The organism is Gordonia alkanivorans (genome assembly GCF_004011905.1).
GTDB classification, from domain to species: domain Bacteria; phylum Actinomycetota; class Actinomycetes; order Mycobacteriales; family Mycobacteriaceae; genus Gordonia; species Gordonia alkanivorans.
The window spans coordinates 2,714,724-2,727,558 of sequence record NZ_CP027114.1 but is presented as its reverse complement, the minus strand read 5'-3'; the positions used below and the strand labels follow the sequence as shown (position 1 = coordinate 2,727,558).

Genomic DNA, 12,835 nt, shown 5'->3' with positions numbered 1-12,835 from the left:
GGGAGAAGCGTAGCGGTACATCCGGGCACGATGAAACCGTCGATCTCCGCGCGCGGTGTCGCGACCGCCGACACCCGGGGGTGGGTCACACGCGGTGATGACGCCGACGGTCTGGTCCTGCAGGTAGATTCAGCGGGGTGAACTCCTCCGTCGACCCGATGCTCGGGACCGTCCTCGAGGACCGGTATCGCATCGACGCCCCCATCGCGCGGGGCGGAATGTCGGCGGTCTACCTCGGTGTCGACCTCCGGCTCGGACGCGAGGTCGCGGTCAAGGTGATGGACTCCCGGTACTCGGGCGACCCGCAGTTCCTGCGCCGCTTCGAGTTCGAGGCGCGTGCGGTCGCCGGCCTCAAACACCCGGGTCTCGTCGCGGTCTACGACCAGGGCATCGACAACGGCATCGCCTTCCTGGTCATGGAACTCGTCGACGGCGGCAGCCTTCGTGAGCTCCTCCGCGAACGAGGTCCGATGCCGCCGCATGCGGTGGTCGCCGTCGCCGAACCCGTGCTCGGCGGCCTCGGGACGGCGCATGCCGCGGGCCTCGTTCACCGCGACGTCAAGCCGGAGAACGTGCTGATCTCCGACGCCGGCGAGGTCAAGGTCGCCGACTTCGGTCTCGTACGCGCCGTCGCCGAGGCAGGGGTCACCTCGGCCAGCGTCATCCTCGGCACCGCCGCCTACCTGTCCCCCGAACAGGTCGAGTCCACCCACGCCGACGCCCGTAGCGACGTCTACTCCATGGGCGTGATGATGTTCGAATTGCTCACCGGCCGAACCCCTTTCCACGGGGACTCGCCGCTGTCACTGGCCTACCAGCGACTCACCTACGACGTCCCCGCCCCGGGTGACGTGATCGCCGGCGTCCCCGCGGAGTTCGACGAGATCGTGCTGCGCGCGACGGAACGCAATCCGGCCGACCGCTTCGCCGACGGTTTCGAGATGCAGCATGCGCTGCTCGCGGTCGCCGACGACCTCGACCTGCCGCCCTTCACGGTGCCCGCGCCGAAGCGGTCCCGTGAGCGAGAGATGAAGTCGCGCTACCACGCAGCCGGTGCGGTCGGCCACGACACCCGGGTCCAGTCGGCTCCGGGGCCCTACGAGCCCGGATCGTCGTCGCCGGATTCCCCCGCGGCACCGGTCCGCCCGGTCGCCGGGGTCGGCGACGCGGATGATCGGCCCGCGCCCGCGCGTGGGCGCGAGAACCGGGCGGATTCACGGGGCCGAGGCGTCGTCGCCGCGCGCGACCAGGACCCGCTCGAACCCGACCTGAGCGGAGGCGGGCGACTGGGCGCGTTCCTGTGGATTCTCCTGGTGCTGTTGCTCGCCGTGGGCCTCGGTGCTGCCGGGTTCTGGGTCGGCAGCACCTATCTCACGATCGGCTGAACCTCAGCCGCGCAGCATCTCCGCGACGAGGAATGCCAGCTCCAGCGACTGCTGGGTGTTGAGGCGCGGGTCGCAGGCGGTCTCGTAGCGGCCGGCGAGGTCGAGATCCGAGATCTCCTGTGCGCCACCGAGACATTCGGTGACGTCCTCACCGGTCAGCTCGACGTGCACGCCACCGGGGTGGCTGCCGAGCGCGCGGTGGACCTCGAAGAAGCCCTGCACCTCGTCGACGATGCGGTCGAAGTGACGCGTCTTGAAGCCGGTCGACGCTTCGTGGGTGTTGCCGTGCATGGGGTCGCACTGCCAGATGACCTTGTGTCCGGTCGCCTCGACGGCGGCGACGATCGCCGGGAGCACCTCGCGCACCTTGCCGTTGCCCATGCGGGCCACGAGGGTCAGGCGGCCGGGGACGTTGTGCGGATCGAGACGCTCGACGTATTCGACGGCCTGCTCGGGCGTCGTCGTCGGACCGATCTTCACACCGATCGGGTTGTTGATCAGTTCGGCGAAGGCGATGTGCGCGCCGTCGAGCTGGCGGGTGCGTTCACCGATCCACAGGAAGTGTGCGGACAGGTCGTAGAGGACCTTTTCCTGCGCGTCCTTGTTCGGGGCGTCGGCGAGGCGCAGCATGGCGCGCTCGTAGTCGAGGACGAGCGCCTCGTGCGAGGCGAAGATCGACGCGGAGTGGAGGCTCGAGTCGGTGACGCCACAGGCGTCCATGAACCGCAGGCCGCGGTCGATCTCCGAGGCCAGTGCCTCGTAGCGGGCGCCGGCGGGCGAGGTCCGCACGAACTCGCGGTTCCAGTCGTGGACGCGGTGCAGGTCGGCCTCGGCCTGGGTGAGTGCCCGGACCAGGTTCATGGCCGCGGCCGCATTCGCATAGGCGCGCACCAGACGCGACGGATCGTGCTGGCGCACGGCCTCGTCGGCCGGGAACCCGTTGACCATGTCGCCGCGGTAGGACGGCAGGCCCAGGGCGTCGACGTTCGACGACCGCGGCTTGGCGTACTGGCCGGCGATACGCGCGACCTTGACCACCGGCATACTCGCGCCGTAGGTGAGGACGACGGCCATCTGCAGCAGCGTGCGGATGTTGGCCTTGATGTGGGGTTCGGTGTTGTCGGCGAAGGTCTCCGCGCAGTCACCGCCCTGCAGCAGGAAGGCGCGGCCCTCGGCCACGTCGGCCAGCTGCGCCGACAGCGACTGCACCTCGGCGGGCATGCAGATCGGCGGCACCGACTCCAGGACGGTGCGGATCTTGCGTGCTTCCTCGGCGGGCCAGCTCGGCTGTTGCAGCGCGGGGCGGCTCATCGCGTCGTCGAAACGCTCCTGGAGCCCACCGGGCAGCGGCGGCAGTTCGGGGAGTTCGTCGATAGGAACGTCTACGGTCCAGTTCACCACTGGTCCAGCGTAAAGCAGACTCCCCGGCGATTTACGCCGGGTCAGCCACGCGAGTCGAGACGGGCCTTCTCGATCGCCTGCCACCGGCGCAGGTTGTGCCGCGCGTCGCTCAGTGCGTCGTGGGCGTCGGACGGTGCCGGCGGGAGTGCGGGACGTCCGGCGGCCTCCCAGTGCTGGCGGAGTTCGCGGGTGAAACGCGGGATGGGACGGGGCAGCGCGGTCATCGGACCCCACATCTGGCACAGGACGACGTGGTCGTAGGCGCCGATCCACGCCCACAGTTCGATGTCGGTCCCGTCCGCGGTGAGGAACTCGAGGAGGTCCTCGCGAATCCGGCGACGGTCCTTCCAGACCGGCGACGACGGCGAAGGAAGCTTGGGCAGCACGTTGGCCCGGACCCAGTCACCGGCGCGGCCGGGGTCGAACTCGGTGGACACCGCGTAGAACTCACGGCCGTCCTCGCCGACGACCCCGATCGAGACCAGCTCGATGGTGTTTCCGTCCTCGATGAACTCCGAGTCGTAGAAGAACCGCATGGGGACAGTATTCACACCCGCCCCGGACGGCCTCGACGCGCGGCGAGATGGGGCGCGGATACGCGCCCGGACGAGTCACGTTTCGCCATTGCCGTCCTTTGCTGGCTACCCTGGTAATTCGTGCGCTCCAGGTCTGTGCTGGCGACCGCTCTCCTGGCGGCGTCGATCATCGCGCGGCTCGTCTGGGACACGCTGACCGTGAACGGCAGGAACTTCGTGGACCTGCACGTTTACCGCGACGGTTCGGCGGGTCTCGCCGACGGGTCGCTCTATTTGTTCACCTATTCCGGTGAGACGGACTTCGCGCTCCCCTTCACCTATCCGCCGTTCGCCGCGGTGGTCCTCTATCCCCTGTCGCTGATCCCGTGGGACGTCGTGGCGATCGGCTGGCAGCTCGCGACCTTCGCGGCCCTCTACGCGTGCGTGGTCCTCTCGCTCCGACTCTGCGGCCGCACCACCGACGTCCACGCGCTCGCCGCGCTGTGGACCGCACCGGCCATCTGGTGCGAACCGGTCCGGGTGACCCTGGACTACGGCCAGATCAACGTCTTCCTCATGCTCGGCACCCTGCTGGCGATCTCCTGGGCACGCCGCGCCGACGGGACCCCGAGCGAACGCGGTGTGCTCGCGGGTGGAGCGCTGATCGGTCTGATGGCCGGCATCAAGCTCACCCCGGCGATCAGCGGCCTCTGGTACCTCGTCGTCCGCAAGCCGTGGGGCGCGCTGTCGGCGGCGTTCGCCTTCGTCTTCACCGTCCTCGGCTGTCTGCTGCTCTTCCCGGAGGTCACCCGGACCTACTACGGCACCCTCTTCGGGGACGCCGAACGGATCGGCCCCGTCGAGGCGGTCATCAACCAGAGTCTGCGCGGGACGCTGTCGCGGTTCGTCGGCTTCGACGTCGGTACCGGCTGGATCTGGTTCCTCGGCGTCCTGGTCGCCACCGTGGTGGTCGTGTTCACCTGGCGCGCGGTGTCCGACGCGCTCGGCGTCCTGCTCGTCGTGCAGTTCTTCGGACTGCTGATCTCGCCCATCTCCTGGGTCCACCACTGGGTCTGGGTCGTTCCGCTGGGCATCTGGCTGGTGCACGGTGCAGGCGCTCGACGCCCCGGTGCCCGCGCGATCCTCGGTCTGTGGCTCGTGGTCGCCGGCCTCGGCATCCCGTGGATCCTGCGCGTCCTCATCGAATACGGCCCCGTGCCGCCTGCCGCCGTCGAGGCCGTGTTCGGCGCGGCCTGGACGATCGCCACGTTCGTCACGATGGGTTGGTTGATCGCGACCCGCTCCGCGCGCGGCGCCGCGGAGACCGACGACCGTCCGAAGGACGTGGTGGCCGCGGCCATCGTCGACGGCGGTCGGGTGCTGCTCGCCCAGCGCGCCCATCCGGCCGACCTCGCCGGCAAGTGGGAACTGCCCGGCGGCCGAGTCGAATCGGGCGAGACCCACGCGGCCGCCCTCGCCCGGGAGATTCGTGAAGAGCTCGGCGCCGAGGTCGAGGCGGGCGACGGTGTCGGGAAGCCGGTGACCCTGCCCAACGGCCTCGTCCTCCACGCCTACCGGGCACACCTCCGCGGCGGCACCCCGGTCGCGCTGGAACACCTTGACATGCAGTGGTTCACGGCCGACGAACTGCGCCGGCTCGACCTCGACGACGTCGTCCCCGCCGATCGCGACTGGATTCCCGAGCTGTGCGTCGTCCTCGACGAGGCGCGCGTGGGCGAAGCGGGATAGCCGGCTCGCTCTGTTGTTCCCTCAGCGCGAGCGCCCCTCGCTCCCTGAGGTGCGAGCGCAGCGCCCCCCTCGCTCCCTGAGGTGCGAGCGCAGCGAGCCTCGCAGGGCCGAACCGTATCCCTGCTCAGGCAGCGTCGGCGGCCGGCGACTCGACCGCCGGCGCCTTGTTCTTGAGGCTCGCGGCGTAGACGTCGACGTACTGCTGGCCGGAGAGCTGCATGAGCTCGTACATGATCTCGTCGGTGACGGCGCGCTCGATGTAGCGGTTGCCCTCCATGCCCTCGAAGCGGGAGAAGTCGAGGGGCTTGCCGATGCGCACGGTCACCTTGGTGGGGCGCGGGAGGACGGACCCGGGCGGGTTGAACTTGTGGGTGTCGATCATGGCGACCGGGATGACCGGCACGCCGGTGTCCATGGCCAGACGTGCGAGCCCGGTCTTGCCCTTGTACAGGCGGCCGTCGGGTGAGCGGGTGCCCTCCGGGTACATGCCCATCAGCTTGCCGCTGTCGAGCTGGCGGCGGGCTGCGGTGAGGGCGCCCTCGGCGGCGGCAGCGCCCGACCGGTCGATGGGGATCTGTCCGACCGCGGTGAAGAACCACCGCTGGAATGCACCCTTGAGTCCGGTGCCGGTGAAGTATTCGCTCTTGGCGAGGAAGTAGATGCGGCGGTCGACCATCAGCGGCAGGAAGAAGCTGTCCATCACCGCCAGGTGGTTGCTCGCGAGGATCGCGGGCCCGTCGGTCGGGATGTTCTCATGCCCTTCGATGGTCGGGCGACCGAGGACACGGAGGATCGGTCCCAGGAAGATGTACTTGAACGCCCAGTACCACATGAGACTCTCCTCGCCGCGCCACGAACTCGACCCGACGTCGCTGTCGACATCGGACCCCCACTGCCCGAACCCCTCACCCCTTGGTCCCGACATCAAGACCATACCTGCGTCGGACCGTACCGACCTCTCCGGTTTGGTCAGCGGGCGGCCGACGGCGGCGCAGACTGACTCGTCGCAGCCCGAAGTCCTTGGCGCGCAACCTCGGCCGCGCCGACGACGCCGGCCGTCTCGCCGAGCTGGGTGCCGCGGATGCGGGCGAGCTGACGGTGGCCGGCACCGGTGACCTGACGCGCGTAGTGTTCGCGGGCCTCGTCGAGGAACAGACCCGACGCCGCGCCGACGCCACCGGCCAGCACGATCAGGTCGGGGTCGAAGATGTCGGCGATCATCGCCAGCCCCTGCCCCAGGGAGGTCGCGAAGCGGGCGAAGGCCGCCAGGGCCACCGCGTCGCCGTCGGCGGCCGCACCCGCGACCCGGCGTCCGGTCAGTGAACCGGGGTCGGCGGCCACGTCGGCGGCGAGTTGGCTGCGTCCCCAGTCGCCGTTCACGGGCGCACCGTCGGCCAGCAGTTCGACCACCGTGTCGACCAGAGCCGTTCCGCTGCAATACCGTTCCCAGCAACCGCGTTTGCCGCAGGCGCAGGCGCGCCCGTCGGGGACGATCGTGAGATGTCCGAGTTCCGGTGCGACGCCGTAGCTCCCGCGGTAGATCTCGCCGTCGATCACGAACCCGGCGCCGATACCGGTACCGATGGCCAGCACCACGGTGTTGTGCCCGCGGGCGGCGGCACCGAACCGCACCTCCGCGACGGCCGCCGCGTTGGCGTCGTGTTCGGCGAACACCGGGATGCCGACGCGTCGGGTCATGTCCTCGGCCACGGGGGCCTCACGCCACGGCAGGTGGGGTGCGAACCGGACGATGCTGCGGTCGGTGGTGAGGAAGCCGGCGATCGCGAGCCCGACGGCCTTCGCGTCCCAGCGCGAGGTCAGCTCGCCGACGAGACGGTCCAGACAGTGTTCGAGGGCCTCGACCGTCGACGGGGTCTGGGCGCGCAGGGTGTCGAGCATCGTGCCGCGGTCGTCGACCACCGACGCCCGCACGCTGGTGCCGCCGATGTCGATCCCGATCGTCAGCTCACCCATCACTGCTCCTCGTCGGGTCCGCTGTGTGCGTCGGAGCGTCGGGAGGTGCCGATCCGGACCGCGATCGGCTCGTAGTGCCGGGGTTCGGAGACCATGCTGGGGGCTGACCGCAATGCTTCGGCGATGGCCTCGAGGACGGTGATGACCGCCGCGAGGAGCCGGGCGACGAGGTCACCGATCTCACTCAGCAGCGTGCTGATCTCCCCCGACGCACCGGCCAGCGCATGACCGACGGGTCCGTCGGTGCCGAACGCGGCGGCATACCCGGAGGCCGCGGCGGTCGCTTCCTGCCGACCACCTGCGAAGAGAGCTGCCAGCGCGTCGATCTGACCGGCCAACCCGAGTAAGAGGTCCCGGACCGGATCGCCCTGCGCAGCACCGCGGTCGTCACGACCGGGCCCGTCACCCCGTGACGTCCCCTCGTCCGTGCCCATTCGCGTTCTCTCCCCTCGCCGCTGGTACCCGGAGGCCTCATGCCGCTGGCTCCCGCCACCCTGGGTGGACGGGCGTCCCAGCACCGTACCGTGTGGCCGCCGACCGTGTGATCTCCACGAGTCTGTGTTCTCCACAAGCCGGGCGGTCTTCGAACCTACCCGGCGGCCGTGCGACGCCGACTACCGGCGCGGCCAGACCGCGGGGTCGGGGACGAAGCCGACGGTCAACCGCCCGTCCTCCCACGCCGCGTCGACGACGGTGCACCGGCGCAACACCGACGGCAGACGCACCGGATGGCGGAAGCCGGAGATCGTCACGAGCAGGTCGTCGCCGCTGCGCCCGAGGGCCAGCGAATCCGGTTCGGGCAGGCGTTGCGGCCACGACAACCGGAAGGCGGTCTCGGTCCCGGCGACGGTCTCCACGACCGACGCGGCCGAGCCGCGCGCGATGCCGTGCGGATCGGGCAGCCGGACCGCGAGCTTGCGCAGCCGGGCCATGCGATCGATCGTCTCGGCGGACCGGTCCACCAGGGCCACCCTTACGCCGCGGCAACCGTCGGGGCCGTCGAGCAACGCCTCGACGTGTGCGGCGAGGTCCTCGGGGGACTCCGCACCCACGCCACGGTTCACCTGGACCGACGTCAGCGGCAGTCCCATGACGTCGGCCCCGGCGACATAGTGATCCGCGAGGCGGCGGGCACGGTCGTCGGAGCCGAGCACCAGATGGACGGCAACCGCATGCGCGTCGGCGAACAGCTCTGCGACATCGGCACAGTCGCGGTCGATGGCGTCGACAGCGGCGGTCAGCTGGGCCATCACCGGCCGCTCGGACGCCGTCGCGAGGCGGCGGTGCCGCGGCCAGAAACGGTTGAGCGCCTGACTCAGGACAGATCCCCCGCGCAGGAACTGCAGCGGGTCGCCACACCCCGAACAGTCGACGATGATCCGTTGCCACCGACCGCTCGTCGCCTCGTCGCGGATGCGCCGCAGCAGCAGGAAGTCGTCGATACCCGGAAGCGAGGTGAGCTCCGCGGCGTCGATGCCGGCGAGGGTCCCCACCCCGGGCAGGACGGCCTTGCTGCGGCCCGCGGTGTGCTCGAGGAGGTCGACGAACGCCGACCAGGTGCGCTCGGTCAGATCCAGTCGGTCGAGGGTCAGCAGGTGCAGGAACTTCGACACCGCCACCGGCTCACCGGGCTGCCGGTAGACCCGGGCCCAGTCGTGTACCGGCGACCAGCGGTCGATGGTGATGAGCAGCGTGTGCTGCTCCGGCCGGGTGACGGCATGACGGGAATCCCGAGGAGCGCTGGGCCGCTGGGAGGCCGCCGCGGCGGCGACAGCGGAGACGCCGGAGCCTCCCGGACCGAGCACCACATGTATGGGGGTGAGATCGATCAGCCTTCGACCCTCTTCTTCAGGTCGTGCAGCGCGGCCTCGGTGATCGCCTTCTCCGCACGGCGTTTCAGCTGTCCGATCATCGGTACCTGCAGATCGACCATGAGCTCATAGGTGACCTTGGTCGAACCCGGAACCTGCTGGGTCAGACTGTAGCGACCGCGCTGGTCCTTCTGCAGATCGCTGGAGACCAGCCGCCACGAGACCGAGGTCCCGTCCGAATCCCACTCGTAGGCAAGCACATACGTGTCCTGCAGGACACCGGCGTCGAGCACGAAGCGCACCTCGAGCGCACGCCCGGCGTCGTCGGTGCGCAGCACCTCGACCTCGCGCGCCGCGGTGACCCAGTCCGGGTAGTGCTCGAAATCAGAGATGACGGCGAGAATGTCCTCGGCGTCGGCGCCGATGACGATGTCGCGTTCGGTGTGATCGGCCATCACACGGCCTCCGCCGGCGCCGCGACCGCGGGCCCGCCGACGTGGCGACCGTCCTCGAGGAGTCGCTTCACGTCGAAGGACATGTCCTTGCCCGCCACGCGGCGGCGCTTGTTCTCCTCCGCCAGCGCGTCGGCGCGGGCGCGAGGGTCGTCTCCCCGTTCACCGGGCAGAGGGCCTGCCGGTTCGGCGTGGAGGAAGTAATGGAGGATGAAGCCGTCGAGGACCGCTTCGTTCCAGATCTCCATCGTCCCGGCCACCGGCCCGTCGACCCGCCACCGGACCCCTTGCTCCGCACGGTCTTCGGTGACCGCCAGACGCAGGTCTGGCCACCATCGCCGCCAGTTGGCGGGGTCGCCGACCACGGCTGCGGCCAGGCGTGGTGCCGCGGCGACGAAGACCTCGTCGGCCACCTGGATGCTCGTCACGCCCACTAGCTTCACATACTCGTGTGGGCGCAGGGTAGTGCACCCGAACGGCGGTGGGGTGGACGTCGCGTTTCCCGGCAGGGATACGATCGGCACAACGGCATCTACTGGAGGGAAACCGCGATGAGTGAGTACAGCGTGCCTGCGAAGTTCTCGATCGCCGATGACGAGAACTGCACGAACATCATTTTCGACCTGGCACAGCGATCACCTCAGCACGTCGTGTTCCGCCAGAAGCAGGGCGGCGAGTGGACGCCCATCACCGCTGCCGATGCCGCAGCACGCATCTCGTCGATCGCCAAGGGTCTGATCGCCTCCGGCGTCAACCCGGGCGACCGCGTCGCCCTCCTCTCCCGCACCCGCCTCGAGTGGAATCTCTTCGACTTCGCCATCTGGTCGGCCGGCGCGATCACCGTGCCGATCTACGACTCGTCCTCGGCGAGCCAGATCGAGTGGATCGTGCGCGATTCCGGCGCCGTCGCGATCATCCTCGAGGACGACGGCCACCGTGCCGCCTTCGAATCCATCGACTCGCTCACCGAGCCGGTCACGGTCTTCCAAATCGACCGCTCCGACGCGCCCGGCGCGCTCGACGAACTCGTCGCCGCCGGTGCCGAGGTCCACGACGACGAGGTCATCAAGCGCCGTTCGACCCTCGGCTCCGGCGACCCGGCCACCCTGATCTACACCTCGGGCACCACCGGCCGCCCCAAGGGATGCGAGCTGACCCACGCGAACATGCTCTCCGAGGTGCGTGCCGTCCTCGCCGGCGACCTCCTCGACGACCTCATCAAGCTCGACCAGAAGCGCCTGCTGATGTTCCTGCCGCTCGCGCACGTGCTCGCCCGCGCGATAACCCTCGTCGCGATCGAGGCCGGCTTCGAGGTCGGGCACACCAGTGACATCAAGACCCTCGTGGACGAGTTCGCGGTTTTCAAACCGTCTCTGATCCTCTCCGTGCCGCGAGTGTTCGAGAAGGTCTACAACTCTGCGCGTCAGAAGGCCCACGATGGGGGCAAGGGCAAGATCTTCGACGCCGCCGCGGAGACCGCGATCTCCTACTCCGAGGCGCGCGAACAGGGCCAGATCGGTCTGGCACTCAAACTCAAGCACGCCGTGTTCGATGCACTGGTCTACAAGAAGCTGCGCACCGCCCTTGGCGGCGAGTGCGGCATGGCGATCTCCGGCGGCGGCCCGCTCGGCGCGCGCTTGGGCCATTTCTTCTCCGGCGTCGGCATCCCGGTGTTCGAGGGCTACGGCCTCACCGAGACGACGGCCGCGTTCAGCGTGAACACCCCGTCGGCGTGGAAGATCGGCACCGTCGGAAAGCCGTTGTCGGGCAACGCCGTCCGCGTCGGCGAGGACGGCGAGATCCTCCTCAAGGGCGGGGTCGTGTTCTCCGAGTACTGGCAGAACCCGGAGGCGACGGCCTCCGCGATCGTCGACGGCTGGTTCCACACCGGCGATCTCGGCACCGTCGACGCCGAGGGTTTCATCACCATCACCGGCCGTAAGAAGGAACTCATCGTGACCGCGGGCGGCAAGAACGTCTCCCCCGCCGGGCTCGAGGACGTCATCCGCGCCAACGCCCTCATCTCGCAGGCGATGGTCGTCGGGGATGCGAAACCGTTCGTGGCCGCGCTCATCACCATCGACCCGGAGGCCTTCCCGGCGTGGAGGGAGCGCAACGGCAAGCCCGCCGACGCCACCGTCGCCGATCTCATCGACGATGCCGAACTCCTCGCCGAGGTCCAGGCGGCCGTCGACTCGGCCAACAAGACCGTCTCGAGCGCTGAGGGGATCAAGAAGTTCCGCATCCTGCCGTCGGACTTCACCGAGGAGACCGGCGAGATGACGCCGACCCTGAAGGTGAAGCGCAACGTGGTCGTCGAGAAGTTCTCGGTCGACATCGAGGCGATCTACCAGCGGTGAGCCGCGGCGTCGCGTCCCGGCGCCGCCGTCTGGGCCGGGTGTCGGCGCGATCGGTTCCCGGCACTCGCGGGCGGGTCATGGAATCAATACGTCCGGGCACCCGTTGGTGCCACCATGCGAGCGATCACCTACAGCCGATTCGGCGGCCCTGATGTCCTGGAGATCACCGATCTCCCCACCCCCAAGGTCGGTCCCGACTCCGTACTGGTCCGAGTGCGCGCATCGAGTGTCAACCCGGTGGATTGGAAGATCCGGGAGGGGCACCTCGCCGAGGTCCTGGACACCGTGTTCCCGGTGGTTCCGGGTTGGGATGTGGCGGGCGTCGTCGAACAGGTCGGGCTGGACACACCGGAGTTCCAGGTCGGCGACGAGGTGTTCGGTTACGTCCGTAAGGACCTCGTCGGCGGCGAGGTCGCCGGCGGTGCGTTCGCCGATCTCGTCTCCGCACCGGTCCGGACACTCGCACACAAGCCGGCCGCCTGGACGTTCGAGGAGGCCGCGGCCGTTCCGCTCGCCGGACTGACGGCGTATCAGACCATTCGACGGGCCGGCGTGCAGTCGGGCCACACCGTGCTGGTTCATGCCGCCGCGGGCGGCGTCGGATCGTTCGCGGTCCAGATCGCGCGGTCTCTGGGCGCACGGGTGATCGGCACCGCCTCGGGAGCCAATCACGACTACCTCCGAGCCCTCGGCGCCGAGCCCACCACGTACGGCGATGGCCTGGCCGAACGCGTACGTGAGCTCGCTCCCGACGGCGTCGACGTCGTCCTCGACTATGTCGGTGGTGACGCACTCGACTCGGTGCCGGGCGTGCTGCGCGACGGCGGTACCGTCGCCTCCATCACCGATGCTCGGGCGCGTGACGAGTTCGGGGGCGAGTACGTCTGGGTCCGCCCCGACTCCGCGGATCTCGCCGCTCTGGCCCGGCTCGGCGACGCGGGCGAGCTCGAGCCGGAGATCGCCGAGGTCTTCGACCTGGCCGACGCTTCCGCCGCCCACGAGCGCAGCCAGTCCGGGCACGTGCGCGGGAAGATCGTCGTACAGGTGTCGACCGAGGCGTAATTCGGCGACGGACCGGCCTGGCCAGGCGTCGGCCCGCTGAAAAGCGCCCCTCGAATCCGCCCCGGCCCGAGAAGCGCCCCCGATTTCCGCCCCTCGAATCCGCCCCGGCCCGAGAAGCGCCCCCGA

General features: G+C 69.6%; 12 protein-coding genes. 4 read left to right on the top strand and 8 right to left on the bottom strand.

The window, feature by feature from the left end; all coding sequences use genetic code 11:
• Positions 1 to 137 precede the first annotated feature (137 nt).
• Positions 138 to 1,385, top strand: a complete 1,248-nt coding sequence (locus tag C5O27_RS12360) for a protein kinase domain-containing protein (RefSeq protein ID WP_127962830.1) — start codon at positions 138 to 140, stop codon at positions 1,383 to 1,385.
• A 3-nt stretch (positions 1,386 to 1,388) separates the two neighbouring features.
• Here C5O27_RS12360 and C5O27_RS12355 read toward each other — a convergent pair whose 3' ends face one another.
• Together C5O27_RS12355 and C5O27_RS12350 are read right to left on the bottom strand one after the other, a co-directional pair.
• Positions 1,389 to 2,786 (bottom strand): class II 3-deoxy-7-phosphoheptulonate synthase, encoded by a 1,398-nt coding sequence (locus C5O27_RS12355; RefSeq protein ID WP_127962829.1) that lies wholly within the window; start codon positions 2,784 to 2,786, stop codon positions 1,389 to 1,391.
• Between the two features lie 41 nt (positions 2,787 to 2,827).
• Positions 2,828 to 3,322: a polyadenylate-specific 3'-exoribonuclease AS gene (locus C5O27_RS12350; RefSeq protein WP_127962828.1), complete on the bottom strand. Its 495-nt coding sequence runs from the start codon at positions 3,320 to 3,322 to the stop codon at positions 2,828 to 2,830.
• A 135-nt stretch (positions 3,323 to 3,457) separates the two neighbouring features.
• Here C5O27_RS12350 and C5O27_RS12345 point away from each other — a divergent pair, with 135 nt between their 5' ends.
• Positions 3,458 to 5,050, top strand: a complete 1,593-nt coding sequence (locus C5O27_RS12345; protein ID WP_006356855.1) for a glycosyltransferase 87 family protein — start codon at positions 3,458 to 3,460, stop codon at positions 5,048 to 5,050.
• A 124-nt stretch (positions 5,051 to 5,174) separates the two neighbouring features.
• Here the strand turns inward: C5O27_RS12345 and C5O27_RS12340 are convergent, their stop codons facing one another.
• The 6 genes from C5O27_RS12340 to C5O27_RS12315 form a co-directional block, all read right to left on the bottom strand.
• Entirely contained in the window at positions 5,175 to 5,882 is a 708-nt protein-coding gene (locus C5O27_RS12340; RefSeq protein ID WP_006356854.1) for a lysophospholipid acyltransferase family protein, read from the bottom strand.
• Between the two features lie 137 nt (positions 5,883 to 6,019).
• Complete coding sequence (locus C5O27_RS12335; protein ID WP_006356853.1) at positions 6,020 to 7,024, bottom strand: ROK family protein; 1,005 nt, start codon at positions 7,022 to 7,024, stop codon at positions 6,020 to 6,022.
• A complete protein-coding gene (locus C5O27_RS12330) occupies positions 7,024 to 7,458 on the bottom strand; it encodes a hypothetical protein (RefSeq protein ID WP_006356852.1) in 435 nt (144 codons plus the stop codon). Before C5O27_RS12330 ends, C5O27_RS12335 begins: the two co-directional genes overlap by 1 nt.
• Positions 7,459 to 7,638: 180 nt before the next feature.
• Positions 7,639 to 8,832, bottom strand: a complete 1,194-nt coding sequence (locus tag C5O27_RS12325) for an ArsA family ATPase (protein ID WP_127962827.1) — start codon at positions 8,830 to 8,832, stop codon at positions 7,639 to 7,641.
• Positions 8,833 to 8,852: 20 nt separating this feature from the next.
• Positions 8,853 to 9,290 (bottom strand): SRPBCC family protein, encoded by a 438-nt coding sequence (locus C5O27_RS12320; RefSeq protein WP_127962826.1) that lies wholly within the window; start codon positions 9,288 to 9,290, stop codon positions 8,853 to 8,855.
• Complete coding sequence (locus C5O27_RS12315) at positions 9,290 to 9,730, bottom strand: hypothetical protein (protein WP_127962825.1); 441 nt, start codon at positions 9,728 to 9,730, stop codon at positions 9,290 to 9,292. Before C5O27_RS12315 ends, C5O27_RS12320 begins: the two co-directional genes overlap by 1 nt.
• 108 nt (positions 9,731 to 9,838) lie before the next feature.
• Here C5O27_RS12315 and C5O27_RS12310 point away from each other — a divergent pair, with 108 nt between their 5' ends.
• Complete coding sequence (locus C5O27_RS12310) at positions 9,839 to 11,647, top strand: AMP-dependent synthetase/ligase (protein WP_127962824.1); 1,809 nt, start codon at positions 9,839 to 9,841, stop codon at positions 11,645 to 11,647.
• A gap of 114 nt (positions 11,648 to 11,761) precedes the next feature.
• A complete protein-coding gene (locus C5O27_RS12305; RefSeq protein WP_127962823.1) occupies positions 11,762 to 12,709 on the top strand; it encodes an NADP-dependent oxidoreductase in 948 nt (315 codons plus the stop codon).
• The last annotated feature ends 126 nt before the right edge of the window (positions 12,710 to 12,835 follow it).

Bases quoted from the DNA above. Each gene is read 5' to 3' on its own strand.
- C5O27_RS12350 (WP_127962828.1), bottom strand. From the start codon at position 3,322: ATGCGGTTCTTCTACGACTCGGAGTTCATCGAGGACGGAAACACCATC.
- C5O27_RS12340 (WP_006356854.1), bottom strand. From the start codon at position 5,882: ATGTGGTACTGGGCGTTCAAGTACATCTTCCTGGGACCGATCCTCCGT.
- C5O27_RS12335 (WP_006356853.1), bottom strand. From the start codon at position 7,024: ATGGGTGAGCTGACGATCGGGATCGACATCGGCGGCACCAGCGTGCGG.
- C5O27_RS12330 (WP_006356852.1), bottom strand. From the start codon at position 7,458: ATGGGCACGGACGAGGGGACGTCACGGGGTGACGGGCCCGGTCGTGAC.
- C5O27_RS12320 (WP_127962826.1), bottom strand. From the start codon at position 9,290: ATGGCCGATCACACCGAACGCGACATCGTCATCGGCGCCGACGCCGAG.
- C5O27_RS12310 (WP_127962824.1), top strand. From the start codon at position 9,839: ATGAGTGAGTACAGCGTGCCTGCGAAGTTCTCGATCGCCGATGACGAG.
- C5O27_RS12305 (WP_127962823.1), top strand. From the start codon at position 11,762: ATGCGAGCGATCACCTACAGCCGATTCGGCGGCCCTGATGTCCTGGAG.